Annotated in this window: 18 protein-coding genes, 1 tRNA gene, 3 rRNA genes and 2 pseudogenes; 5 read left to right on the forward strand and 19 right to left on the reverse strand. The window is 40.6% G+C overall.

Going from position 1 to position 25,932, the window contains the following annotated elements:
* The first annotated feature begins 36 nt into the window (after positions 1-36).
* Positions 37-1,695, forward strand: coding sequence for a phosphoenolpyruvate carboxykinase (ATP) (locus ICI50_RS08445; protein ID WP_188891516.1), 1,659 nt, complete (start codon positions 37-39; stop codon positions 1,693-1,695).
* A 66-nt stretch (positions 1,696-1,761) separates the two neighbouring features.
* Here ICI50_RS08445 and ICI50_RS08450 read toward each other — a convergent pair whose 3' ends face one another.
* The 7 genes from ICI50_RS08450 to adhE form a co-directional block, all read right to left on the reverse strand.
* A complete protein-coding gene (locus tag ICI50_RS08450) occupies positions 1,762-2,175 on the reverse strand; it encodes a bis(5'-nucleosyl)-tetraphosphatase (protein WP_013854662.1) in 414 nt (137 codons plus the stop codon).
* A gap of 146 nt (positions 2,176-2,321) precedes the next feature.
* A complete protein-coding gene (locus ICI50_RS08455; RefSeq protein WP_013854663.1) occupies positions 2,322-2,549 on the reverse strand; it encodes a P8 family protein in 228 nt (75 codons plus the stop codon).
* Positions 2,550-2,634: 85 nt separating this feature from the next.
* Positions 2,635-3,837 carry an acetate/propionate family kinase gene (locus ICI50_RS08460; protein WP_056940777.1) on the reverse strand — a complete coding sequence of 401 codons (1,203 nt, stop codon included), beginning with the start codon at positions 3,835-3,837 and terminating at the stop codon, positions 2,635-2,637.
* Positions 3,838-4,080: 243 nt separating this feature from the next.
* Positions 4,081-4,374 (reverse strand): hypothetical protein, encoded by a 294-nt coding sequence (locus tag ICI50_RS08465; RefSeq protein ID WP_013854665.1) that lies wholly within the window; start codon positions 4,372-4,374, stop codon positions 4,081-4,083.
* Positions 4,371-4,850 carry a DUF3990 domain-containing protein gene (locus tag ICI50_RS08470; protein ID WP_056940778.1) on the reverse strand — a complete coding sequence of 160 codons (480 nt, stop codon included), beginning with the start codon at positions 4,848-4,850 and terminating at the stop codon, positions 4,371-4,373. The genes ICI50_RS08465 and ICI50_RS08470 overlap by 4 nt, the downstream gene beginning before the upstream one ends.
* A gap of 146 nt (positions 4,851-4,996) precedes the next feature.
* The gene (glmS, locus tag ICI50_RS08475; protein ID WP_054640492.1) at positions 4,997-6,808 is read right to left on the reverse strand and encodes a glutamine--fructose-6-phosphate transaminase (isomerizing); all 1,812 of its coding nucleotides are present in this window, start codon (positions 6,806-6,808) and stop codon (positions 4,997-4,999) included.
* Positions 6,809-6,997: 189 nt separating this feature from the next.
* Positions 6,998-9,625, reverse strand: a complete 2,628-nt coding sequence (gene adhE, locus ICI50_RS08480) for a bifunctional acetaldehyde-CoA/alcohol dehydrogenase (RefSeq protein WP_056940779.1) — start codon at positions 9,623-9,625, stop codon at positions 6,998-7,000.
* 325 nt (positions 9,626-9,950) lie between these two features.
* Between adhE and ICI50_RS08485 the strand changes: the two genes are divergently transcribed.
* Both ICI50_RS08485 and ICI50_RS11020 read left to right on the forward strand, forming a co-directional pair.
* A complete protein-coding gene (locus ICI50_RS08485) occupies positions 9,951-11,324 on the forward strand; it encodes an amino acid permease (RefSeq protein WP_056940780.1) in 1,374 nt (457 codons plus the stop codon).
* A gap of 49 nt (positions 11,325-11,373) precedes the next feature.
* Positions 11,374-11,789 (forward strand): annotated as a pseudogene (locus ICI50_RS11020) (hypothetical protein); the annotation flags it as partial.
* A gap of 19 nt (positions 11,790-11,808) precedes the next feature.
* On the opposite strand, the gene ICI50_RS08495 reads toward ICI50_RS11020, so the two are convergent.
* From ICI50_RS08495 to ICI50_RS08545, 11 genes are all read right to left on the reverse strand, one after another.
* Positions 11,809-12,177, reverse strand: a complete 369-nt coding sequence (locus tag ICI50_RS08495) for a DUF956 family protein (protein WP_188891518.1) — start codon at positions 12,175-12,177, stop codon at positions 11,809-11,811.
* Between the two features lie 3 nt (positions 12,178-12,180).
* Positions 12,181-13,101, reverse strand: a complete 921-nt coding sequence (locus ICI50_RS08500) for a PTS system mannose/fructose/sorbose family transporter subunit IID (RefSeq protein WP_013854670.1) — start codon at positions 13,099-13,101, stop codon at positions 12,181-12,183.
* A gap of 28 nt (positions 13,102-13,129) precedes the next feature.
* Positions 13,130-13,939, reverse strand: coding sequence for a PTS mannose/fructose/sorbose transporter subunit IIC (locus tag ICI50_RS08505; RefSeq protein WP_054640495.1), 810 nt, complete (start codon positions 13,937-13,939; stop codon positions 13,130-13,132).
* A gap of 18 nt (positions 13,940-13,957) precedes the next feature.
* On the reverse strand, positions 13,958-14,965 hold the full coding sequence (locus ICI50_RS08510) for a mannose/fructose/sorbose PTS transporter subunit IIA (RefSeq protein ID WP_013854672.1): 1,008 nt from the start codon (positions 14,963-14,965) through the stop codon (positions 13,958-13,960).
* Positions 14,966-15,238: 273 nt separating this feature from the next.
* Positions 15,239-15,311, reverse strand: a tRNA-Asn gene (locus tag ICI50_RS08515).
* 14 nt (positions 15,312-15,325) lie between these two features.
* A 5S ribosomal RNA gene (gene rrf / locus ICI50_RS08520) occupies positions 15,326-15,442 on the reverse strand.
* Between the two features lie 72 nt (positions 15,443-15,514).
* Positions 15,515-18,417 (reverse strand): 23S ribosomal RNA (locus ICI50_RS08525).
* Between the two features lie 208 nt (positions 18,418-18,625).
* Positions 18,626-20,189, reverse strand: a 16S ribosomal RNA gene (locus tag ICI50_RS08530).
* The 16S, 23S and 5S rRNA genes sit together here with 1 tRNA gene alongside, the layout of an rRNA operon.
* 662 nt (positions 20,190-20,851) lie before the next feature.
* A complete protein-coding gene (gene serS / locus ICI50_RS08535) occupies positions 20,852-22,159 on the reverse strand; it encodes a serine--tRNA ligase (protein ID WP_013854673.1) in 1,308 nt (435 codons plus the stop codon).
* A 231-nt stretch (positions 22,160-22,390) separates the two neighbouring features.
* Positions 22,391-22,942 (reverse strand): GNAT family N-acetyltransferase, encoded by a 552-nt coding sequence (locus ICI50_RS08540; protein WP_013854674.1) that lies wholly within the window; start codon positions 22,940-22,942, stop codon positions 22,391-22,393.
* A complete protein-coding gene (locus tag ICI50_RS08545) occupies positions 22,942-23,550 on the reverse strand; it encodes a TVP38/TMEM64 family protein (RefSeq protein ID WP_054640287.1) in 609 nt (202 codons plus the stop codon). The genes ICI50_RS08540 and ICI50_RS08545 overlap by 1 nt, the downstream gene beginning before the upstream one ends.
* A gap of 168 nt (positions 23,551-23,718) precedes the next feature.
* Here ICI50_RS08545 and ICI50_RS08550 point away from each other — a divergent pair, with 168 nt between their 5' ends.
* Both ICI50_RS08550 and ICI50_RS08555 read left to right on the forward strand, forming a co-directional pair.
* Positions 23,719-24,513 carry an alpha/beta hydrolase gene (locus ICI50_RS08550; protein WP_013854676.1) on the forward strand — a complete coding sequence of 265 codons (795 nt, stop codon included), beginning with the start codon at positions 23,719-23,721 and terminating at the stop codon, positions 24,511-24,513.
* 2 nt (positions 24,514-24,515) lie between these two features.
* Positions 24,516-25,370 (forward strand): annotated as a pseudogene (locus ICI50_RS08555) (helix-turn-helix domain-containing protein).
* A gap of 23 nt (positions 25,371-25,393) precedes the next feature.
* Here the strand turns inward: ICI50_RS08555 and ICI50_RS08560 are convergent.
* The gene (locus tag ICI50_RS08560; protein ID WP_013854678.1) at positions 25,394-25,894 is read right to left on the reverse strand and encodes a nucleoside 2-deoxyribosyltransferase; all 501 of its coding nucleotides are present in this window, start codon (positions 25,892-25,894) and stop codon (positions 25,394-25,396) included.
* Positions 25,895-25,932: the final 38 nt, after the last annotated feature.

Below are 25,932 nucleotides of genomic sequence, written 5' to 3' on the forward strand. Positions count from 1 at the left end.
TTAATCAATAGCTTCCTAGAGAGGACAAAATCTTATATGAGTACAAAAGAACGTTATTCAGATGATGAACTTAGAAAAGACAACCCAATGTTTAGCCGCACTCGTGCTACTATTGAGAGTGCATTTTACGGCAATAATGTACACGAAGTAACTAGTGTTGCTGAAGCCTACAATTTAGCCAAGAAACAATCAGGTGTGATTGTTACTGGCTTACCAATCCTTCACACCAAGGACTTAGGCTTACCACAAGGTGCAACCCAATTAGTTTACAACCACGGTAAGATTTTAGGTAGAACTGCTAGTGCTCGTCACTTTGTTGACAATCCTAATGAAGATCCAGAAGCCTTAGACGGCAATTTACGTGAAGATATTTATAAGGGCCACAACCAAAAGTATTTAAAGGCTACTGTTTTAGTAGGTCTTGACCCATCATTTACAATTAAGGCTCACATTATGATGCCTGAAGATCAAGCCTTCAACCTTCTTTCATACATCCTGAACTTCCACTTCTTTGATGAAGAAGCTGAAGCAATGTACAAGAAGTCTAAATTCTATGACGAACCTGACATTTACTTCTACTTCGATCCAAATGTTCAAGACGATGACTATCCAAAGGGCTTAGGCGTATTTGACGCTCCACATAACTGTGCCGCTGTCTTCAACCTTCGTTACTTCGGTGAACTTAAGAAGGGTACTTTAACTCTTGCTTGGGCTATTGCTCACCGTCACGGCTACACCGCATGTCACGGTGGTGAAAAGTCATTCCACTTTGATGACAAGGACGATAAGACATTCGCATTCTATGGTTTGTCAGGTTCAGGTAAGTCAACTTTGACTCACGAAATGTACGATGGCAAATATGATATCACTGTTTTGCACGATGATGCCTTCATCATTTCACGTGAAGATGGTTCTTCTGTTGCTCTTGAGCCTTCATACTTCGACAAGACTCACGACTACCCAGCAGGCCACCACGAGACTAAGTACTACACCACTATTATGAACTGTGACGTAACCTTAGATAAAGATGGCAAGAAAGTTATCGTTACTGAAGACTTACGTAACAACAACGGTCGTGTCATCAAGACCCGTTACACTAGCCCTCACCGGGTAGACTTTGAAAAGTCACCAATCACTGCTTTGTTCTGGATCATGAAAGATGGTTCATTACCTCCAATCATTAAGATTGATGACCCAGTCTTAGCAACTACTATGGGCTGTACTTTAGCAACCAAGAGAACCTCTGCTGAAAACTTACCAAAGGGCTTCGATATGAATACTTTGGTTATCGAACCATTCGCAGACCCATTCCGTGCTTACCCAGTATCTGGTGACTACACCGACTTTAAGGAATTGTTCACCAAGCGTGGAGCAAGTTGCTACAGCTTGAATACTGACGCCTTCATGGGCAAGGATATTCCTAAAGAAGTTACTAAGAAGTTAATCGAAGACTTGGCTAACGGCAACATCAAGGACAGCGACTTCAAGCCATTCGGTAACTTCAAGGGCGTATCATACTTACCAATTGATGGTTACGAAGTTCACCTTGAAGACCCAGAATATCAAAAGACTTTGGCTAAGAGAATGCAAGATCGTTTGAACTGGCTCAACAAGTACGATGAAGAACACCCAGAAACACCAATCCAAGATGAAGCTAAGAAGACCTTGGAAGCTATTATCAAGGAATTGAGCTAATTGAGAAAAACAAAATAAAATTTCTTAATGACTAAAAGACGAGAGTTGATTAAACTCCCGTCTTTTTTAGTCTTCAATATAGTCACGTGCAGCAGTCAAGACACCCATCTTGCCATGCACGGTCAGATATTTTTTAGCTTCAGCAAAAGTTACCCATTTTTTATCTAAAATTTCTTCTTTTTGAGTAACCACTTTTTGACCAGGTACATATTTTGCTAAATAAAAAGTTACGGTTTTTGACCTGGTTTTTGTTAACGCGTAGTGCGTCTTGCGCACAAAGTCAAAATCAAATTCAGGTTTTAGGCCAACTTCTTCAAATACTTCACGCTTAGCCGCTTCTTTTGCATCTTCATTGCCTTCAAGATGTCCCTTAGGAAAGCCCCAATTGTGATTAACCACGCTTTGTACAATCAAATATTCTAGTTCACCATTCATGCTTCGTCTATAAATAACTGCTCCGGCAGAATGTTCCATCAGCATAATCGTCACCCAACCTTTGTAATTGAAACAATTATTAAATATTTATTAATTAAAGTCAAGTGAAACGAAAAACTGGTCAGATCCATCACAGATCTGACCAGCCTTATGTGCAGACGAAATTGTAAAGTTTTTATAGAATATTTTAGTTACTTCTTTAAGTTCTTTTCGCAGTAATCCTTAATCTTGTCATCATCGGCCTTAAGGATCCATTCAACTGCAGCTTCGGTCTTCATCGTGTCGTGGTTATTAGCTTCCATTTCGTGATCCCAAATAGCGTCACGAATAGGCATTGAGTTACCCTTTGCCCAATCAAAAACTTGATCCATTTCACGATCAATCATAGCTGTTTGTTCAATTTCTTTTGCATCTGCCATAATAAAAGCTTCCTTTCTGATAACAAGTATATTGTAGTTCTATTAGAGGTATCTGTTAACAGAAAGCGCTTATTTTATTAATATTCTAATTTTCTTTAGCTAAAGCTGAGCATTTCGTCAAACGAACGACCTCACGCGCAATCATCAATTCTTCATTAGTTGGTACAACCAAGAATTTCATTGTCGAATCTGGCTTAGTAATTACATGCTGTCCATTATGTTCATTAGCTTCATAGTCTGGCTTAACGCCCATATATTTAAAGGCATCCATAATTGCTTTACGCATCCCTACATCGGCTTCACCTACACCCGCAGTCAACACAATGACGTCGGTTCCGCCCATCTCTGCAATAAATGAACCAATATAACGGACGATCCGGTTTAAAAAGATCTGCCGTGCTAAAACTGCACGGGGAGCTTTATTATATTTCAGATCCCGCATATCAGAAGAAATGCCAGAAATACCAAGTAAACCAGATTTTTTATTTAACACATCAATCATTTCATCAATTGACATCCCTGTCTTATGCATCAAGTGCTGCAATAAGGATGGGTCAATATCGCCTGAACGCGTCCCCATTGTGATACCTGACAAAGGACTAAAACCCATTGAAGTATCAAACGACTTACCATTCTTTACCGCGGTAATAGAAGAGCCTGAGCCTAAATGGCAAATAATCATCTTCAATTCACTAGGATCTTTGTGTAGCATTTTGGCTGCTTCCAAAGTTACATAATGAACCGAGGTACCATGCGCACCATATTTTCTTGCACGATATTTTTCATAATATTCATAAGGGATAGAATACAAATAATGAACTGGATCTAGTGTTTCGTGAAATGAAGTATCAAACACGGCAACTTGAGGCACATCAGGCAAAACATTCATAAATGCTTCGATGCCCCGTGCTTCTGCCGGATTATGCAATGGTGCAAAGTCTGACAAATCACGAATCTTTTGTAATTTTTCTTGATCAATTACAGTTGAGTCTTTAAAGTATTCTCCTCCGTTAACTACACGGTGGCCTACACCAACAATTTCATCTAAGCTCTCCACTGCATGGTATTTTTTCAAATCAGCAATCAAAATACTTACTGCAGTTTCTTGATCCGGAATTGCAACCTTTTTTAGATGCTTACTGCCATCTGCTAAAGTGATAGAAAAGGTAGGACCATCGAGTCCTATGCGATCCCCCATCCCCTTGGCGATCACCTTTTCATCTGGAAGTGAAAACAACTTGAATTTATATGACGAACTCCCTGAATTTACTGCCAAAACTTTTTTCATAAACTAAAATCCCCCGATTACTTTAGTTATATTTTTCACAAGTGAATTTTTATTTACTAGTATAGCTCTTTAAGCCTTCTATTAAAATAGTTTCTCCATTCTATTTTTAGATTACTGCTTTAAATATTTCCAAATTTAAGCTTATTTTGTTCATTTTTTAACAATAAGCTAAAAAAGAATACTCCAAAAGCAAAGTTACCTTTGGAGCATTCTAATCGATTACTTAGACTTTCTTAAAAACCATTATTTTATTCCAGCTTCTCGATATTCCTCTGGATACTTTTGCTGGAAGTACAAAGTGGCAGAAGAAATCAATTTACCGTATTTCAGTTCATTATGGTATAGATCCAAGAAATACTCAGGTCCTTCTTCAACAAATGGATCATCTGAACATAAATATGAATAAGTTTTTGAAGATTCAAAATCTTCTTTAGCTTTTACTAACGGTATTTTCTTTTCCTTAGCGACTTCACGTTCAATAATTTCCGCGATTTCTCTTACAAAACACTTATCTAGCTCCTCATCAGTAAATTTCATACCTCTATCACCTCACAAAAGTTTAGAAAACTTAATGCACGAATTCCAGTAAATGCCCATTGATCACTTAACACATGAGTGTTAAGCCTATCTAGTGTCTCTTCATATGTTAATTTATGCTGACTATAAAGTCTTAAACTAATCCAAGATTTTCTACTATCCATCACAGGTCCTATAATCAAATCGCCATTAGGTTGATACTTGTTCTGTCTACATTTTACAACTAAATCTAGCCATTTTTTACTTGGTTGATTAAAATACAATGTTCGTATATATCTCAAAACCTCTTTATCCATAGTATAACAACTAACGTACGCTTTACCTGAATACTTTGCCTTATGTAATGCCCATTTTTTTGCTTGTCTAAAATCAGAAGTTACATAAAAAGCATTACCAAAATCGTGCGGATATGTAACACGAATCTCTGGTACATACACGGGAACATTACTTCCATGATACAATCTTACTTTATTCATCTCTTTTCCACTCCTCAATAAACACAGAGATTTTTCTCTCTATTATTTATTACGCAAAAAAAGATGATTTTTTCGTAAGAAATTAAATTTTTTATAAAAATAGCGGTGGCACATTTACCATCGCTATCTCTAGATTCACATTTTAATTATTCAACAGTAACACTCTTAGCCAAGTTACGTGGCTTATCAACGTCTAAACCCTTATTCTTAGATGCATAGTAAGCCAATAATTGTGCTGGCACAATAGTCAATAATGGTGATAAGTAGTAATCAATTTCTGGTAAAACAACATCATCGCCCACTTGAGCAAATTCTTTAGCTGCAAAGACCATCACGTTGGCACCACGAGATTCTACTTCACGAATATTACCACGAGTTAAGTCAGCTGTAGCAGGGTCATTGATTAAGGCAATGACTGGTGTACCCTTTTCAATCAAGGCAATCGTTCCGTGCTTTAACTCAGCTGCAGCAAATCCTTCGGTTTGAATATAGGAAACTTCCTTCAACTTCAATGCTCCTTCGAGAGCAACAGCATAATCGATCCCGCGGCCGATGTAGAATGCATTGCGTGTATTAGCCAAATATTTCTTAGCTAATTCATCAATCTTTTCTTTACCGTCAACTAATTGTTGCATCCCTACGGCTGCCAAAGCTAATTGGTGCTTCAAATCAAAGTCCTTAGCAATTTGAATATTCTTCTTTTCACCAACTGCCTTAGCCAAAACTGCTTGAACGGCAATTTGAGCAGTATAAGCCTTAGTTGAGGCAACTGCAATTTCAGGACCAGCCTTCAAAAGCATAGTGTAAGTGGCTTCTCTTGATAAAGTTGAACCTTCAACGTTAGTCATTGTTAAACTTGGCAAGTGACGTTCATTAACTTGTTTCAAAACAACTCTAGAATCTGCGGTTTCACCTGATTGAGTTAAGAAAATAAAGAATGGCTTCTTAGATAATTTAGGGAAGTGGTAGCCGAATTCAGAAGCCAAACCAACTTCAACCGGAATATCAGCATACTTTTCAAATAAGTGCTTACCTACTAAGCCGGCATGATAACTAGTACCAGCAGCTAAAATATAAATCCGGTCGCTTTCAGCAACAGCAGCAGCGATTTTTGGATCTACCTTAGTACTATTATTGTCATCCAAGTAATCTTGAGAAATATGACGCATGACGCCAGGTTGCTCATCAATTTCCTTAAGCATGTAAAATTCATAAGTACCCTTAGAAGCTGCATTTGGATCAATGTTCAAAACATGTGGTTCACGATCAACTTTCTTACCGTCAATAGTTTCAATAACGTAAGAATTCTTAGTAATGTCACCAACATCACCGTCTTGCAAGTCAACGAATGTCTTAGTTTGATCCAAAACTGAGATTGCATCTGAAGCAATGATGTTAAAGCCATCGCCAATACCGAGCATCATTGGCGACTTATTCTTAGCGATGAAGACGTGATCTGGTTCAGTGTTATCAACCAATAAGAAGGCATATGAACCCTTAACCAACTTCAATGCTTCCTTGAATGCTGAGAAGCCATCTAAGTTCTTGCCCCGAGCAATCTTGCCAATTAATTGAACCACAACTTCAGTATCAGTGTCTGAATGGAACTTAACACCTTGTAAGTACTTTTCCTTTAATTCAGCGTAATTTTCAATCACACCATTATGAACTAAGTAAAAACGTTTGGTTTCATCAAAGTGAGGGTGAGCATTGTCAACAGTTGGCTTGCCGTGAGTGGCCCAACGAGTATGACCAATACCTACTAAACCTTCTTCATCTGGGGTCAACTTTTCTTTCAAGTTAGAAATACGACCAACAGCCTTAGTCAAGTATTCATGACCATTCAAGTCATTTAAATAAATACCAGCTGAATCATAACCACGGTATTCCAAATTAGTTAATCCGCTTAAAATAATATCTTTTGCAGGTTTACCTACAACTCCGACAATTCCGCACATATAATTTTCCCCTTTGGTCTAGTTCAATATTTGATTAGTGGACTAGTTTGAATTCATTGTTACAGTAGCAATAATATTCTTTTTTGCTAAAGTGGTCAAGTACAAATTATCGAAATTGGTATAATTTTTTAAAGGAACAAAAATAGCGATCAGTTTCTTGGCTGATCGCTACTTTTATTTTACTATTGCTTACTTATTAGCTGGAATGTTTTTGCCTGCATAGCAGTCTTTCATTAATTGAACAATTTGACTAATCAGTGGAGCTGTTGGGTTAGTAACAGTGTTTTGATCACCGTAAGCTTCAACTGCTAACTTGTCAACTTTATTATCGAATTCAGTTTGATCAACGCCATAGTCTTTGAAAGCCATCTTAATATCAACTGATTCTGCTAAGTCAATGATCTTTTGAACTAACTTTTCAACTAATTCAGCATCACTTGAACCAGTTAAACCAATGGCTCTGGCAATGTCAGCATAGTCACTTTCAGCACGATAAACTGAGTAGTGAGGCCACATAGCCAATTTTTCTGGACGCTTAGCGTTAAAGCGAATAACTTGTGGCAAAGCAATCGCATCGCTTATACCACTTGGAATATCAAAGGTTGAGCCAACAGTGTGGGCAATTGAGTGTTCCAAACCAAGGAATGCATTTGAGTAAGCCATTCCGGCGATTGTAGCTGCATCATGCATTCTCTTTCTGGCATCAAGATTGCCAGCGTAAGAATCCTTCAAGTTAGCAAAGATTGCTTTGATCGCTTCAAGTGACCAACCACGAGTGAAGTCGGTAGCCATCGTTGAAACATAACTTTCAATTGCGTGACCCAAAGCTTCAAAGCCAGACCAGGCAATCAAACGTTTAGGTAAAGTTTGAACGAATTGATCATCAACAATTGAAACATCTGGAGTCAAAGCGTAGTCACATAAGGTATGCTTAATGCCTGTCTTAGCATCACTAATAATTGCAATTGGTGATACTTCTGAACCAGTACCTGAAGTAGTTGGAATACATACAAGTTGAACACCATTAATCTTTGGGAAGCGAACTACTCTTTTTCTAATGTCAAGAAATTTTTGGTAAGCTTCCTCAAAACTCATTTCTGGATTTTCGTAGAATAAGCGCATTGCCTTAGCAGCATCCATTACTGAACCACCACCGATAGCAATCACTACATCTGGCTTAAAGATGTTCATTCTGTGAACACCATCTTTAATTACATCAGTATTAGGATCAAGAGTTACAGCCTTAAAGACTTCATATTCCTTTTGACCACGACGCTTAGAAATAATGTCAGTAATCTCATCAGCAAAGCCTTTATCAGCTACACCTTCATCAGTGACAATGAAGAAGCGGTTAACGTTTGGCATGTGACGTAAATAGTTAGCTGCGTTATGTTCAAAGTAGGTCTTGGATGGGACCTTTACCCATTGCATGTTGTCACGGCGCATTGCCACAGTTTTAATGTTAAGCAAGTCTTTAGCACCAATGTTGTGTGAGAAGGTGTTAGCACCGTATGAACCAGTACCCAAAGTAAGTGATGGCAACATATTGTTGTATAAGTCGCCAATACCACCAAGAGCAGCTGGTGAGTTAACCAAGATACGGCAAGCATCCATCTTCATCGCAAATTCATCGATTACCTTTTGATTACTTGAGTGAAGACCTGCGGTATGACCACGACCACCGTAATCAAGCAATTCGGTACAAATTCTGAAGGCATCATCATGATTCTTAGCACGATATAAAGTAAAGACAGGTGACAACTTTTCAGCTGAAAGTGGGAATTTTCTACCAACACCCTTGTATTCTGCAACGATTACCTTAGTATTCTTTGGCACATCAACGCCGCAGAGCTTAGCAATATCATAAGCAGACTTACCAGCTACAGGACCTGCAACAGTACCACGTCTTGGATCAATGAAGTGTTCCTCAAACTTCTTGATTTCTTCTTTATTCAAGAAGTAGCAATTCCACTTCTTAAATTCGTCCTTAATACGATCATAAATTTCATCATCAACGACAACTGAGTTTTCAGAAGCACAAACCATTCCGTTATCAAAGTTTTTAGACAAAACAATGTCGTAAACAGCACGGTCAATGTTAGCAGATTTTTCAATATATGAAGGACCATTACCAGGGCCAACACCAATCGCAGGTTTACCAGATGAGTAAGCCGCCTTTACCATACCTGGGCCACCAGTAGCCAAAATAGTTTGAACACCTGGGTTATTCATCAAATCAGTAGTAGCATCCAAACTTGGTTCTTCAATCCATTGAACAGCATCCTTTGGAGCACCTGCTGCTACTGCAGCATCCCGAATAATCTTACCAGTTTCTACACAACACTTTTGAGCTTGTGGGTGGAAGCCGAAGATGATAGTATTTCTAGTCTTCAAAGCAAGCATAGCCTTAAAGATAACCGTTGAAGTTGGGTTAGTTACAGGAGTTACACCAGCAATTACACCCTTAGGCTCAGCAATCTTAGTCAAGCCTAATTCTTTATCTTCTTCAATGATGCCGACAGTCTTTTCATGACGAAGACTGTTCCAAATATTTTCACTAGCGTACATATTCTTGGTAGTCTTATCTTCTACCACGCCACGCTTAGTTTCTTCAACAGCCATCTTAGCTAATGGATAAGCATTTTGTTCACCCGCAGTAGCAACTGCTTCACAGATCTTATCAACCTGTTCTTGAGTGAAGTTAGCCATTTCGTCTAATGCAACATGTGACTTCTTAACCAAGTTATCAACCATGTCGTAAATTTGCTTTTTCTTTTCTTCCTCTGTGAGAGTCTCTTTTTGTTGTGTCTTAGCCATTGTATTATTACCTCTAAGATCTACTAATTCTTGTGAACTAATTTACAATGTCAACTATAGCACACTAAATCTAAATGTAAATGCTTAATTTTTTGAAAATGACTACTGAGAAAGAAGTTGATAGCCTTGATAATTTTATTCTAATAGTAGTGAAAACGCTTGCTATATTATTTGTTTGTGAATTAACAAACTTATTTAAATCGTTATTTTCTACATATTTTTTAAATTTATTAACTATTACTGATACAAATTGACTAGCATGATATAATATCTAGCATGATATAATATTAAGTATATATTAAAATTGAAAACATGGAGGACTTAAATGAATGAGAAAAAATCGCAAACTAATTCCGGTTACAAAAGAACCCTAAGCAATACTCATATCCAATTAATTGCCTTAGGTGGAACGATTGGAACCGGCCTTTTCTTAGGTGTGGGTGATAGCATTCACCGAGCCGGCCCAAGTGTTATTCTAATTTATATTATTGTCGGCATCTTCCTCTTCATGCTCATGCGAGCACTCGGAGAGCTAATCATGTCTGATCTGAATAAGCACACCTACATTGATTTTATTGAACAATATCTAGGCAAAAATATTGGCTTTATTACAGGTTATCTTTATTGGATTAGTTGGATCACTTTGGGAATGGCGGAAACGACCGCTCTAGGGATCTACTTCAAATATTGGTTCCCTACTCTGAAGCCATGGATACCTGGAATTATCACGATTATCTTTTTATTGATCATTAATCTGATCTCAGCTCGAGTATTCGGTAATTTAGAATTTAGTTTCGCTATTATTAAAATTATTACGATTGTAGCTTTTGTTTTATTAATCATTTACCTACTGATCACTGGAGGAAAAACTAGCTTCGGTCCAGTTGTTTTGGCTAATTTGAACGATCACGGTGGCTTCTTTGCTCGAGGAACTAAAGGTTTCTTTCAAGGCTTCCAGATGGTAATCTTCAGCTTCATTGGAGTTGAATTGATTGGTTTGACCGCTGCGGAAGCACAAAATCCTAGAGTCACTTTAAAAAGAGCTATCAACCAATTGCCAGTGAGAATTATTCTATTTTATGTAATGGCAATTTTAGGAATTTTATTAGTTATTCCTTGGTCAAAAGTATCTACCAATTCTAGTCCATTTGTCCAAGCACTTGGCGCCACTGGAATTAGAAATGCTAGTTCAATTATCAACTTCGTAGTAATTTCAGCAGCTGTTTCTTCAACTAATAGCTTCTTATACAGCGCTGGGCGTTTACTCTTCTCTGTTACTTATGACGGCAAAGAAAAATGGAATCAAATTTTTGGTCATTTGTCCAGACGCCAATTACCACAAAACGCTTTGATGCTTTCAGCTCTACTAATGGCCTGTGCACCGGCTATTACACTAATCATTGGCGATCAAGCCTTTAACTTTATTTCTTCAACATCTACCAGTATGTTCTTGATAATCTGGTGTCTAATGATTTTAACGCACATGGCATACAGAAAGCGAACACCTGAGAACGAATTAAATGATTTCAAGATGCCTGGCTATCCTTATCTTGATTACCTAATCTTGTTATTCTTTATTTTAATGATTGTTTTGCTTTTGATCTTGCCTAGTTATCGAATTCCAATGATCGCTGCAATTGTTACTTTCATCATTTTATATTTAATCTCTAAAGTTTGGAGTAATGAAAAAGCAGTTTAAACTAAAAGGACGCAATGCGCCCTTTTTTTCTGCCTATTTTTAAAAATGTAATAAACTAGGCGTCAAATTGTTCAATCAACAGCCACGTCATTTGACATTAACACCTGCTGGCCAATACTTGTTTGAACAGGCAAAAGAAATCCTCACCCTAACTGCTAAAACAAAAAGCAATCTTCAATCTACCGCAATTATTAAAAAGATATCAACATCATTGGTACATTTAATCTTAGCTTTAACGGAACTTTGATGGTTAAAAATAAAGCAGCTTTAATGCTTACCCTAGATAAAATTGCGAATATTTCTAAAAAGTCAAATTTAACCTTCAGGCCAATTGCACCAGTAATGCAGGAACCAATTACTATGATTTGGAAACGCAGTACTAACCTTTCACCAGTAGCTGAGTTCTTTTTGAAACTGATTAAACGATCTATCATAGAGTCAAAAAACATCCTAGATCTTAATTGACCTAGGATGTTTTTACTTTTTATTTTTTCTTACGCATAAAACGTTGCTTTAATTGCTGCCACGTACTCAAAGCCTTGCGCATATGATCAGCCGGCACATATTTTCTAATTGCACGTAATACCTTTTTAGGATCACGCGCTGCAAAAATAAACTTGCCGTTAGACTTAGTTCGAATTTCAAATCTAGGAATATACTTTCCTTTAAAATGGACATCAGCAACTACATAAGTTACTTCTTTCCATGGAATTTGAACGTAGTCTTCAACGTTTCTCTCGTTATAAAATTCAAAAGCTTTATCGCCGATCATTACTTTACCATACGATGCAATTCCTCTAAACCAGGTTGCACTGACGGTTAGATCAACTCTTGTGTTAATTGATTTAGCCATTTATTAAAGAATGCCCCATACGTGTAAGAGAACACCGATAACGAAAATACCGATGATGATCCAAATTGGTGAAACTTTCTTCTTTAACAACCACATACATAAGAAGGTCAAAAGAAGACCAGCTAAACCTGGAATTAATTGATCCAAGTTATCTTGCAAGGTAGTAACTTTAGTATTAGTTAAAGCCTTACCATTACCCATGTTCCATTGTTCAAGAGCGGATTGAATGCCTTTAGCACCTGATGGAAGCTTGTCCCATTCGATGTAACCACCTTTTTGAATAGGTGTTTGTGAAACAATTGGCGTAAACTTAATATTTACCCAACGTTCAATCAAGGCACCCAAGACGAACATACCCATCATTGAAGCACCACGGGTAACCTTTTGCAACATACCACCGGACATGTCGTTAGTGATTGCTGAACCAGCCTTGTAACCAAATTCTTGTGTATACCATAAGAATGCAAGTCTGATAATATTCCAGATAACGAAGAATAAGATAGGACCCATTACGTTACCTGCAATAGCCATTGATGCACCTAAGGCACCAACAATTGGACGAACAGTGTACCAAAAGACTGGGTCACCAACACCAGCCAAAGGTCCCATCATACCAACCTTAACACCTTGAATAGCGTCATCAGTAACTTCAGCACCATTAGCTTTATTTTCTTCCAAAGCCAAGGTAACACCAAGAACAGGTGAAGCTAAGTATGGGTGAGTGTTAAAGAATACTAAGTGTCTTTGTAAAGCAGCAGACAAGTCTTTCTTGTTTGGGTATAACTTTCTCAATGCTGGAATCAATGAGTAAGCGTAACCACCATTCTGCATTCTTTCATAGTTCCATGAACCCTGAAGGAATTGTGAGTGCCACATAACGTTAAAACGGTCATGCTTGGTTAATTTAATTTTTTTATCAGCCATTATATAAATCCTCCTCTATGCGTTCATTTTAATAGTCATCAATGATATCGCCGAGTGGATCGCCGGTACCAGCATCGCCGGAGTTGTTGCCTCCACCGTTGCCGCCCTTAGATTCAAGAGCTAAGTACATTAAAGCCATTGACAGACCGATAGCACCAAGGGCGATTAAAGTTAAGTCCTTGATAGCAGCTAAAGCAAAACCAATTGCGAAGAATGGCCATACTTCCTTACTTGCCATCATGTTAATAACCATAGCATAACCAACGGCTACAACCATCGCACCACCGATAGTCATACCTTCGTTTAGCCATTGTGGCATCATTGCAAGCCAACTTCTAACAATACCTGACGGAATTGCTAAAAGAAGACCAGCTGGGATAGAGATTCTTAAACCTTGCAAACATACAGCAATCCATTGCCATATGTTAATCATACGCCAGTTACCCTTCTTAGCTTCTGCGTCCATGATGTGAACGATAGCAGTTGAAATAGTACGTACAATCATAGTTAAGAACAAACCAGCAACAGCCAAAGGAATAGCGATACCAGTAGCAGTACCAATCCCACTTACACCTTGACCACCTTCAACCAAGATAATGGCTGAAGCAACTGAGGCTAAAGCGGCATCTGGTGCAACTGCGGCACCAATGTTTGCCCAACCTAAGGCGATCATTTGTAATTGACCACCCAAGATAACACCTAAGTCCAAATGACCGGTTACTAAACCGATCAAAGTACATGCAACTAATGGTTGGTGAAATTGCCATTCATCCAAGATACCTTCCATACCGGCAAGAAAGGCAACAAACACAACCAAAATTATTTGTATAGCGTTCATTTATTTACTCCTAATTATCTATTTCTTTTCGTCAAGTAAGCTCTGGGCCTTCTTCAATATAGCATCCATATTACCTGCTTGATCTGAAGGAACCTTTCTAACATCAAACTTAACGCCCATCTTTTCGAGTTCGTGGAAAGTATCAACGTCTTTTTGGTTCATAGACAATACGTTATTTGCGTTAACGTCGCCTTCCTTATAAGACATTGAACCAACATTGATCGTCTTAAGATCAATGCCACCCTTGATGGCTCTCAAGACATCTTCTGGATTTTCAAACAAAAGAAGTGCATGAGTATTACCAAATCTTGGGTCCTTAGCGATCTCTTCCATCTTCTTCAGTGGAACAGTATGTGCCTTCACACCTGCTGGTGCAGCTTCACGAATCATGCTCTTACGCAATTCGTCTTTAGCTACACTATCTGAAACAACAATTACTCGATCTGGCTTCATTGCTGGAATCCATCCAGTTGCAACCTGACCGTGAAGTAAACGTGAGTCAATTCTAGCCAAAACATACTTGATATGACCATCGCCAATAACAGTACCTTCTGGAATTGACTTTTTAGTGCCTTTAGCTGGAGCTGCTTCTTTCGCTGCAGCAGGAGCTTTTGACTTAGGCATTAAATCAGCTGGCTTAGTCTTAATACCGTCTTTACCTGGTTCAACAACAGCAGTTGCAATTTGATGTGCAGTTGCTTTCGCGTTCATCATTCTTTCAGTTAATGCTTGAACAACCATAGGTAAATTCATACCAGCAACAATTGCCCATTTTTCATGCTTTTCAGCAAGACCGTTTGCTTGGTTAAATGGCGTACCACCCCATAAGTCAACTAAGAATAAAACTTCTTCTTGGTCATCAAATGAAGCAATTGCTTTTTCCATTTTGCCACGAATGTCATCTGGACCTTCATCAGGCTTTAAGATAACATGTGCAAAATTATTTTGTTCACCGAAAAGCATTTGCGCTGATTGTGCAATACCATCGGCAAAGCCACCATGGCTGGCTAAAACAATTCCTACCATGTAATTTCCTCCTCTAGATCAAAAAATGAATCCGCTTTTATTATACGATAAATAAGCAGTTTTACAAAGCAATATTTGAAAATAATTTCAATTTTTGAAAATAATTTTCAAGGACTTAAGCCCTTGATAGAGTAAGATATTAAAAAATAACTTTATTAAAAAAGCTACCCTAATTATGAAAAAATAGAGTAGCTTTCAAAAATATACCTACATATTATATAAGATAACGTACACAAAAAAGGGAAGCCCCCTCAGGCTCCCTTCTTCTCCTTGCTCCGGCTGTCAGACTCGAACTGACGACATCTTGATTAACAGTCAAGCGCTCTACCAACTGAGCTAAGCCGGAATATTAAAAAAAGAGCACGGCAGCTTCCTTTCCTCGCAGGCAGTTGCCCACCAACTACTTTCGGCGTTAAGAAGCTTAACTTCTGTGTTCGGCATGGGAACAGGTGTATCCTTCTTGCTTTCGCCACCGTACTCTTTTGAGCTACTACGCTCAAAACTAAACATAATCCTTCGCGCAAAAAACCTTCACAGCTTGCCTTTGCTTTGGTCAAGTCTTCGACTGATTAGTACTGGTCCGCTCCATCCTTCACAGGACTTCCACTCCCAGCCTATCTACCTCATCGTCTCTGAGGTGTCTTATTGCTTGCGCATCGGAAATCTCATCTTGAGGGGGGCTTCGCACTTAGATGCTTTCAGCGCTTATCCCTTCCGCACATAGCTACCCAGCGATGCCTTTGGCAAGACAACTGGTACACCAGCGGTGCGTCCATCCCGGTCCTCTCGTACTAAGGACAGCTCCTCTCAAATTTCCTACGCCCACGACGGATAGGGACCGAACTGTCTCACGACGTTCTGAACCCAGCTCGCGTGCCGCTTTAATGGGCGAACAGCCCAACCCTTGGGACCAACTTCAGCCCCAGGATGCGACGAGCCGACATCGAGGTGCCAAACCTCCCCGTCGATGTGAACTCTTGGGGGAGATAAGCCTGTTATCCCCAGGGTAGCTTTTATCCGTTGAGTGATGGCCCTTCCATCCGGTACCACCAGATCACTAAGTCCTAGTTTCCTACCTGCTCGAGTTGTCTCTCTCGCAGTCAAGCTCCCTTATACCTTTACACTCTGTGAATGATTTCCAACCATTCTGAGGGAACCTTTGAGCGCCTCCGTTACGCTTTAGGAGGCGACCGCCCCAGTCAAACTGCCTACCTGACACTGTCCCTGACCTGGCTTACAGGTCGAGGTTAGAGCATCCTTCAAACAAGGGTAGTATCCCAACATTGCCTCCAGCAAGACTAGCGTCCTGCTTTCCTTGGCTCCTACCTATCCTGTACATGTTTAAAAGATACTCAATATCAAGCTACAGTGAAGCTCCATGGGGTCTTTCCGTCCTGTCGTGGGTAACCCGCATCTTCACGGGTATTATAATTTCACCGAGTCTCTCGTTGAGACAGTGCCCAAATCATTACACCTTTCGTGCAGGTCGGAACTTACCCGACAAGGAATTTCGCTACCTTAGGACCGTTATAGTTACGGCCGCCGTTTACTGGGGCTTCAATTCAAACCTTCGCTTGCGCTAAGCTCTCCTCTTAACCTTCCAGCACCGGGCAGGTGTCAGCCTCTATACGTCATCTTACGATTTTGCAGAGACCTGTGTTTTTGATAAACAGTTGTTTGGGCCTATTCACTGCGGCTAGCCCTTCCGGGCCAGCACCCCTTCTTCCGAAGTTACGGGGTCTTTTTGCCGAGTTCCTTAACGAGAGTTCTCTCGCTCACCTTAGTGTTCTCCACTCGACTACCTGTGTCGGTTTGCGGTACGGGTATGTACTTTCTGGCTAGAAGCTTTTCTCGGCAGTGTGACTGCTGCACCTTCGCTACTTTAACTTCGCTCCTCATCACGACTCGCGCTTTTTGGCTAGAAGCATTTTACTCTTAGCCACGCTTGTCGCTTGAACATCGATCCAGCTCGATGCGTGCTTTGCCTCCTGCGTCCCTCCATCGCTCTTAACGATTGTACACAGTACAGGAATCTCTACCTGTTGTCCATCGACTACGCCTCTCGGCCTTGCCTTAGGTCCCGACTTACCCTGGGCGGACGAGCCTGCCCCAGGAAACCTTAGTCTTTCGGCGGACAGGATTCTCACCTGTCTTTCGTTACTCATACCGGCATTCTCACTTCTAAGCGCTCCAATGATCCTCTCGATTCACCTTCGCCGCACTTAGAACGCTCTCCTACCACGTGCTCTTTAAAACACATCCACAGTTTCGGTATTATGCTTAGCCCCGGTAAATTTTCGGCGCAGCGCCACTCGACTAGTGAGCTATTACGCACTCTTTGAATGATGGCTGCTTCTGAGCCAACGTCCTAGTTGTCTACGCAACTCCACATCCTTTTCCACTTAGCATAAATTTTGGGACCTTAACTGGTGATCTGGGCTGTTTCCCTTTCGACTACGGATCTTATCACTCGCAGTCTGACTCCCGTGCATGGATATCTGGAATTCGCAGTTTATCTGGATTTAGTAACCCCTGACGGGCCCCTTGTCCAAACAGAGCTCTACCTCCATTATCCTCTCCACGAGGCTAGCCCTAAAGCTATTTCGGAGAGAACCAGCTATCTCCAAGTTCGTTTGGAATTTCACCGCTACCCACAGCTCATCCCCGCAATTTTTAACTTACGTGGGTTCGGCCCTCCAGTGCGTTTTACCGCACCTTCAGCCTGGCCATGGGTAGGTCACTTGGTTTCGGGTCTACGTCAATCAACTTCTCGCCCTCTTCAGACTCGCTTTCGCTTCGGCTCCGTCTTTTCTGACTTAACCTTGCTGCTTAACGTAACTCGCCGGTTCATTCTACAAAAGGCACGCCATTGCACCTTAATGTGCTTTGACTACTTGTAGACACACGGTTTCAGGTTCTCTTTCACTCCCCTTCCGGGGTTCTTTTCACCTTTCCCTCACGGTACTGGTTCACTATCGGTCACTAGCTAGTATTTAGCCTTGCGAGATGGTCCTCGCGGCTTCAACCGGGATTTCTCGTGTCCCGGCCTACTCAGGATTCTGCTCGGCGCGCTTGAGATTTCGCTTACGGGGCTCTCACCCTCTCTGGCTTACCTTCCCAGATAATTCGACTATCTCTTGCGCTGCCTTATTGCAGTCCTACAACCCCAATTGATAAATCAACTGGTTTGGGCTCTTTCCTCTTCGCTCGCCGCTACTAAGGAAATCGATCTTTCTTTCTCTTCCTGCAGCTACTTAGATGTTTCAGTTCACTGCGTCTTCCTTTTAATGCCTTAACAGCATTAAATGATGCATTCCTGCACCGGGTTCCCCCATTCGGATATCTCCGGATCATTGCGTACTTACCGCTCCCCGAAGCTTTTCGTAGTTAGTCACGTCCTTCTTCGGCTACTAGTGCCTAGGCATTCACCGTGCGCCCTTTTCTACTTGACCTTACTCAAGAATTCTCTTCTCGGTCGCTCTTGCAATCTGTTCTCTTTGATTTTCTCGGTTTTTTGCTTGGATTATATTCAGTTTTCAATGTACTAGCTCTTTGAGGTACTACCCTCAAAACTAAACAAAGTTTCTCAGTGTGCTTCCGTTTGCTTTAGTGGCTTCCTTTAGTAGTCTTCCCTACTCTCCGCCACCTCTGCTTCCTTAGAAAGGAGGTGATCCAGCCGCAGGTTCTCCTACGGCTACCTTGTTACGACTTCACCCCAGTCATCTGCCCTGCCTTAGACGGCTCCTTCCTTGCGGTTAGGCCACCGGCTTTGGGCATTGCAGACTCCCATGGTGTGACGGGCGGTGTGTACAAGGCCCGGGAACGTATTCACCGCGGCGTGCTGATCCGCGATTACTAGCGATTCCAGCTTCGTGCAGTCGAGTTGCAGACTGCAGTCCGAACTGAGAACAGCTTTCAGAGATTTGCTTGCCTTCGCAGGCTCGCTGCTCGTTGTGCTGCCCATTGTAGCACGTGTGTAGCCCAGGTCATAAGGGGCATGATGACTTGACGTCATCCCCACCTTCCTCCGGTTTGTCACCGGCAGTCTCATTAGAGTGCCCAACTTAATGCTGGCAACTAATAACAAGGGTTGCGCTCGTTGCGGGACTTAACCCAACATCTCACGACACGAGCTGACGACAGCCATGCACCACCTGTCTTAGCGTCCCCGAAGGGAACTTTGTATCTCTACAAATGGCACTAGATGTCAAGACCTGGTAAGGTTCTTCGCGTTGCTTCGAATTAAACCACATGCTCCACCGCTTGTGCGGGCCCCCGTCAATTCCTTTGAGTTTCAACCTTGCGGTCGTACTCCCCAGGCGGAGTGCTTAATGCGTTAGCTGCAGCACTGAGAGGCGGAAGCCTCCCAACACTTAGCACTCATCGTTTACGGCATGGACTACCAGGGTATCTAATCCTGTTCGCTACCCATGCTTTCGAGCCTCAGCGTCAGTTGCAGACCAGAGAGCCGCCTTCGCCACTGGTATTCTTCCATATATCTACGCATTCCACCGCTACACATGGAGTTCTACTCTCCTCTTCTGCACTCAAGAAAAACAGTTTCCGATGCAATTCCTCGGTTAAGCCGAGGGCTTTCACATCAGACTTATTCTTCCGCCTGCGCTCGCTTTACGCCCAATAAATCCGGACAACGCTTGCCACCTACGTATTACCGCGGCTGCTGGCACGTAGTTAGCCGTGACTTTCTGGTTGATTACCGTCAAATAAAGGCCAGTTACTACCTCTATCCTTCTTCACCAACAACAGAGCTTTACGGTCCGAAAACCTTCTTCACTCACGCGGCGTTGCTCCATCAGACTTGCGTCCATTGTGGAAGATTCCCTACTGCTGCCTCCCGTAGGAGTTTGGGCCGTGTCTCAGTCCCAATGTGGCCGATCAGTCTCTCAACTCGGCTATGCATCACTGCCTTGGTAGGCCGTTACCTTACCAACTAGCTAATGCACCGCGGGTCCATCCTTTAGCGACAGCTTGCGCCGCCTTTTAAAAGCTGTTCATGCGAACTGCTTTCTTATCCGGTATTAGCACCTGTTTCCAAGTGGTATCCCAGACTTAAGGGCAGGTTCCCCACGTGTTACTCACCCATCCGCCGCTCGCTTTCCCAGCGTCCTCACCGAAGTGATTCTGCTGGTTCCGCTCGCTCGACTTGCATGTATTAGGCACGCCGCCAGCGTTCGTCCTGAGCCAGGATCAAACTCTCATTTTGAAAATTAAGTTTGAATGATTGCTCATTCGATTATTTAAGATCTTTGTCTCAAATTTATTGCTTGCGAAATTGACTTCGCTTTTTGTTTGGGTTCTTACACCCGCACACTTTTAGCGAAACTTTGTTCAGTTTTCAAAGTACTACCTCTGTCCGGCTAGACCGGACAACTCTTTAACTTTACCAAACTCTCAAAGCTCTGTCAAGAACTTTTTTGAATTTGTTTTCGTCGACCTGCTTGAGCTTTTCTGCTCTCGCCTGACGACATTTAAATATGTTACCAGCTTCTCAATGCTTTTGCAAGTACTTTTTTTCATTTTCTTGTTTTTTTCTTGCTCAAGCTCTTTTATTGAAGCTCAGCCGCCTCTCTCGAAGCGACTTTATTAATTTACCCTATTTCTGTCCTTTTGGCAAATCTTCCTTTTCGTTCGCTATCAATGTGAAACGCGAGGCAGTGTTGTAATTATTGCATCCCTAATCAGCTTATTTTTTACTAAGCCATTTCGCTATATCACTAAAACAAGCAGACAAAGTTCGGTATTTGCTCATTTTCAGGCAGGAAATCAAGCAAAAAAAGTTTGAAATTTCTGTAGAAAAAGAAAAAAGTACTCTATTTCTACCTAACTGATAGAAATGGAATACTTTTCTTTTCAATTTATTTTTTATTAAAGCAAGCTTGATTCTTTAGTAATCTTCTTCATGCCATTCATGTAAGGTACTAAAGCATCAGGAACAGTTACTGAACCATCTTCGTTTTGGTAGTTTTCCAAAATTGCGGCTACACAACGACCAACGGCTAAACCTGAACCGTTCAAAGTGTGAGCCAAGTGAAGCTTGCCATCTTCGCCGCGGTAACGAATTTGCGCACGACGAGCTTGGAAGTCAGTACAGTTAGAACAACTTGAAATTTCACGGTACTTGTCTTGAGCTGGCATCCAAACTTCAAGGTCATAAGTCTTAGCACTAGTAAAACTTGCATCCCCAGTTGACAAAGCAACTACGTGGTATGGCAAGCCTAACTTTTGCAATAAGTGTTCAGCATTGTGAGTCAACTTTTCAAGTTCATCCCATGATTCGTCTGGCTTACATACCTTAACCATTTCAACCTTGCGGAATTCGTGCATTCTGATCAAACCACGAGTATCACGACCAGCTGAACCTGCTTCACTTCTAAATGCTGGTGACAAAGCAGTTACATTGATTGGCAATTTGTTTTCGTGAATAATTTCATTTCTGAAGTAGTTAACTAATGGAACTTCAGCAGTTGGAATTAAAGTCAAATCACGTGGCTTGTCTGGATCATCGTTATCCACGATAGTATAAACATCTTCATGGAACTTAGGGAATTGACCAGTGCCTTGCATTGAAGCATCGTTTACCAAGTATGGTGGGATTACTTCAGTGTAACCCTCCTTAGTGTTTTCATCCAAGAAAAAGTTAAACACGGCACGCTCAAGCAAAGCTCCGGCACCAATGTAGTAAACAAAACGTGCACCTGAAACTTTAGCAGCACGGTCCCAGTCCAAAATGCCAAGATCAGTACCGATATCCCAGTGAGCTTTAGGCTTAAAGTTAAACTTGGTAGTTGGGTGCCACTTGCGAACTTCTTCGTTGTAGCTGTCATCTGGTCCAATTGGATCTGAATCAGCTGGGAAGTTAGGCAATCTAAGCAAAATGTAGTTTTGCTTTTCAGTTAATTCAGCAACTTCTTTATCTAAATCCTTGATTTCCTTACCTACTTTACGCATAGCTTGAATAGCATCATTGGCATCTTCCTTGTTGCGCTTCTTTTCAGCAATTTGCTTGGAAACGTCGTTACGCTTAGCCTTTAATTGTTCACTCTTAGTCAAATCTTTACGACGCTTGGAGTCGATTTCAACTAATTCATCCAATTCTTCTGGCTTAATGCCACGTGTAGCTAACTTTTTCTTTGACCAATCGAGATTCTCACGAATCACCTTAATATCAAGCATATAAAACCTCCGTAATATGCAAAAACAAAAAAAGAGCCGACTTATCCCTAAATTGGGACGAATCGGCTCTTGCACAGCTTCGCGGTACCACCCATCTTCAGCCTGAATGACTGCACCTCTTGATAGGCGAATAACGACGCCAAGCCGTGCAACTATTAATTGCCCACATTAATGAAATCTGGAAACGACTATGCATTCACTCACACCACCCGTGAACTCTCTGAAGCAGTCTTAAGATTTCGTGTTTGCGTCTATTTTAAGCCATTCTGCTTTTTTGAGCAAATAATATTTTTCTTGATATGACAAAAAGACACTTACTTGACTGTAATCAACTGTGTACATATATCGAAAGCCCAATCTTCGCAATAATTTTTGCGATTTTTTGTTGCTGACAAACGTACCAGCCCACACTTCAGTCTGGCGCTTCTTCTTAAAAGCATAAGCCAGAATCAAATGGACTGCTTCTGTCATATAGCCATGTCCTTCAAACGATTGATCAATCAAAAAGCCCAATTCTTTGGTCTTTAACAAACCGCTTTTTTCATCCATACCACGTTCATATAATTCAATCAAACCAATTGCTTCATTATTTTTGCGTAAACAAATCACGTAGCTTTCAGCCCGATCCATATATTGATGGACGCCATTAACTGCCTCTGTCATGTTTTGATATTGTTCAAAGCCCGCTAAATCGTGATAACGAGAATTAGTTCCCCATTTCAATAGCAACTGAGCGTCTTTTACTTCAAAACGTCTCAAAAAAAGTCTCTTTGATTCAAGCATTATTTACCCATCAGCTTCAACAGCCAGTTAGCACCAAATTGCAATCCAAAACTGTAGGCGATAATTGTCCATGGCTTACACAAAATAATAATCCAAAAATAAGTCGAGAATTTCATCTTCGTTAAACCAGCTAGCAAACACAGCACGTCATCTGGTGCAGCTGGAGCAAGAATACAAAGAGCAAAGAACCAGTTGAACTTTTTTTGATTCTCAGTCCACTTCATATACTTGTCCAACGTTTCTTCAGAGACGATATGCAAAATAAACGGTCTGCCGTAATGCCTTGCCAAGAAAAAGTTGATAATTGAGCCTATACAAATGCCCAGATAATTATAGATAAATCCCGCAACTGGGCCAAAGAAAATCACACCGCCTAATAGCGACACGCCACCTGGAATAATCGGAATAACCACTTGGACAATCTGAATTAACACAAATACAATCGGACCAATAATCCGCTTATTCGCTAAATAATCCCGCATTCGAGCTTGACTATTAAAAATTCCTAAATTATACCAATAAATCACCAGCAAAATAATGATGATGCCACATGCAATCGTGGCAATATTGATTAACTTTCGACTAGCTTTCGCTGATAAATGATGCATTTTCTCGCCTTCTTTCACCTTAGTATTTCAATTTTAGCAGAAAAAACTCACAGATACTTACTATCCAGAAAATCTAAAAAAATACTTATTAATCTTACTAATTTTTCTAGATAATATATAATAAAGTTAATAATATCCTTTAAATTTTTTAGAAAGGAAATGCAGTTTATGGTTGTAATCAAAAATAATGTCGTTTATGACGAAGGAAAAAAACTAAGTGCAGATGTCTACTATCCTAATGATACGACTTCAAGCACCAAGATCTTAATCTTCTGGCACGGTGGTGGCTGGTTCCGTGGCAATAAGAAAAGTGTCAAAAATCTCGGGGTTGATCTGGCTAACGCAGGATTTATGACCTTTATCCCTGAATACAGCCTAGCTCCGGCTGCAACTTTTCCTGCAGCTCACGATGATGCCTTGCACTTCGTTAACTGGCTTATAAAATCCGACTATACAGATAAGGATGATGCCAAAAATATTGTTCAGATTGGAGCAAGCGTAGGTGGAACAATGGCACTCTATGTAGCGGGCAAATACGGCTTCCCAACTGTTACCTGGTCAGCTCCAGTTGAATATTCAACTTGGATTAAGAACCACCCAGACGTTAAAGCATCCCCAGCGGCCAAAGATGATTTCGGCATTACCGATCCTCAAGAAATCAGGAATTCTTTCTATAAATACTTCACTTTAACTTATACTGGCACAGATGATGAACGAGTATTACAAAAACTTGATGCGCGCTCATATGACTTTACCAACTTAGGGAAATTGATGATGATCAATTCTGCAGCCGAACTTACACCGATTTCTACAGTATTAGACTTCGTTAAGTTTTTAGCTCAAAAGAACTTAGGTACTCAGCTACTAGTCATTCCTGGTCACGGCCACGCAATGGACTATGGTGCTGATTATCTTGATGAATCCCTTGACTTTTTATACCAAACTATTAAGAGACAGGAATAATTATGATTAACATTGAAAAATTCATTAAAATCCGCAAAGAACAAAAGCTATCGCAAACTGAGCTTTGTCACAGAATTTGTACTCAATCTACTTTAAGCAAATTCGAAAATAACGGACAAGTGCCTTCCTTTAAGATCCTAAAGCAATTGTGTGACCGACTAAACATTTAAGTCAGTGACATCATCAGTAACAGCGTTGAAAAACATATTCAGCACCTATTATTTGAAGCCGACTTTTCATTCATTAATTACGATTATGGCAAAATTTTTGACATTCTTTCCCAAATTGATGAAAAAAGCTTGCGTCGTAAAGATGATCTAGTGCATTACCGCTTCTTGCGCGGGGAATATGCTCTAAAAAATGACCGTAACCAAATGAGCGCGCTGTTTTACTTTAATGATATTCTGACTTCTGAACTAGATGAAAACAACATTTATCGTTTACTCGCCCTTAACGGCTGTAGTCAGATTTATGCAGAACAAGGCGAACTAGAAAAAGCGGAACACTATTATAGTCAAGTGCTAAAAAACATCAAAGACGTAGAAATCGATGATCCGTTGACCATATTGCATGCCTTAGCAATTTTATGTGATGCTGGTGAATTCTACGGCGAAAGAAAAATGTACCGCGAATCCAACTCGCTTCTGCGTTATGCCTACAAAATTGGTGCTAATTATCATGCCCTTTTCTATATGACAAGAATTCTATTGCGGCAAGGATTAAATGATATGCAGCAAGGCAAGAAGAAAGAAATCACAATTCAGCATTTAAATGATGCCTGTGCCTTCGCGCGTATTAACCGTAACCGCATTACACTCGAACATGCTAAAAAGGCATTGAAACAATTAGAAAATTAAAAAAGCCCAAGTGGGCTTTTTTTTTAGATAATTTTATAACCAACTACTGGCTTAGCAGGCGTTGTCTTAAAATCATAAGTGGCTAATTTGGCAAATTCTGTATTGCCATCAATAATGGTCGTGACGCCTTGAGCGATCATCAAATTCATTTCTTTATCACGCTCAGGATGATTGGTAAATGGTACTAACACTACCGGCTTGTGCAATGCACGCATGAAGCCAATCTCAAAGGCACTGCCATCATCAAGATTGTCCATGTCATATAAAAAGACGCCACATGAAGCATTGACTATCCCAGTCAAATCGTTGTTATAAGTAGCTAAACGCCAAGTCATGCTGCGAACGCCGCCAACTTCTGGATTTTCTTCTGCTGGATCAACGAAGCTTTGATCAAATGGAAAATGAACTCGAAATACTGTAGGATTCTTCTCCAATAATTCACGTGCCTTCTTAACCCGTGCGCGTTGATCATCATTGTAAAAAGGCGTTCCTAAATAAATTGTCGCGGTTGCATCTGTAGCCATTTTTATCCCCCTGTTTTAAAAATAAATTTTTCTCATTT

This window comes from Lactobacillus kefiranofaciens, from assembly GCF_014656585.1.
GTDB classification, from domain to species: Bacteria; Bacillota; Bacilli; order Lactobacillales; family Lactobacillaceae; genus Lactobacillus; species Lactobacillus kefiranofaciens.

Coding starts and splice junctions, on each gene's coding strand:
- ICI50_RS08445 (WP_188891516.1), top strand. CDS start 37: ATGAGTACAAAAGAACGTTATTCAGATGATGAACTTAGAAAAGACAAC.
- ICI50_RS08450 (WP_013854662.1), bottom strand. CDS start 2,175: ATGCTGATGGAACATTCTGCCGGAGCAGTTATTTATAGACGAAGCATG.
- ICI50_RS08455 (WP_013854663.1), bottom strand. CDS start 2,549: ATGGCAGATGCAAAAGAAATTGAACAAACAGCTATGATTGATCGTGAA.
- ICI50_RS08460 (WP_056940777.1), bottom strand. CDS start 3,837: ATGAAAAAAGTTTTGGCAGTAAATTCAGGGAGTTCGTCATATAAATTC.
- ICI50_RS08465 (WP_013854665.1), bottom strand. CDS start 4,374: ATGAAATTTACTGATGAGGAGCTAGATAAGTGTTTTGTAAGAGAAATC.
- ICI50_RS08470 (WP_056940778.1), bottom strand. CDS start 4,850: ATGAATAAAGTAAGATTGTATCATGGAAGTAATGTTCCCGTGTATGTA.
- glmS (WP_054640492.1), bottom strand. CDS start 6,808: ATGTGCGGAATTGTCGGAGTTGTAGGTAAACCTGCAAAAGATATTATT.
- adhE (WP_056940779.1), bottom strand. CDS start 9,625: ATGGCTAAGACACAACAAAAAGAGACTCTCACAGAGGAAGAAAAGAAA.
- ICI50_RS08485 (WP_056940780.1), top strand. CDS start 9,951: ATGAATGAGAAAAAATCGCAAACTAATTCCGGTTACAAAAGAACCCTA.
- ICI50_RS08495 (WP_188891518.1), bottom strand. CDS start 12,177: ATGGCTAAATCAATTAACACAAGAGTTGATCTAACCGTCAGTGCAACC.
- ICI50_RS08500 (WP_013854670.1), bottom strand. CDS start 13,101: ATGGCTGATAAAAAAATTAAATTAACCAAGCATGACCGTTTTAACGTT.
- ICI50_RS08505 (WP_054640495.1), bottom strand. CDS start 13,939: ATGAACGCTATACAAATAATTTTGGTTGTGTTTGTTGCCTTTCTTGCC.
- ICI50_RS08510 (WP_013854672.1), bottom strand. CDS start 14,965: ATGGTAGGAATTGTTTTAGCCAGCCATGGTGGCTTTGCCGATGGTATT.
- serS (WP_013854673.1), bottom strand. CDS start 22,159: ATGCTTGATATTAAGGTGATTCGTGAGAATCTCGATTGGTCAAAGAAA.
- ICI50_RS08540 (WP_013854674.1), bottom strand. CDS start 22,942: ATGCTTGAATCAAAGAGACTTTTTTTGAGACGTTTTGAAGTAAAAGAC.
- ICI50_RS08545 (WP_054640287.1), bottom strand. CDS start 23,550: ATGCATCATTTATCAGCGAAAGCTAGTCGAAAGTTAATCAATATTGCC.
- ICI50_RS08550 (WP_013854676.1), top strand. CDS start 23,719: ATGGTTGTAATCAAAAATAATGTCGTTTATGACGAAGGAAAAAAACTA.
- ICI50_RS08560 (WP_013854678.1), bottom strand. CDS start 25,894: ATGGCTACAGATGCAACCGCGACAATTTATTTAGGAACGCCTTTTTAC.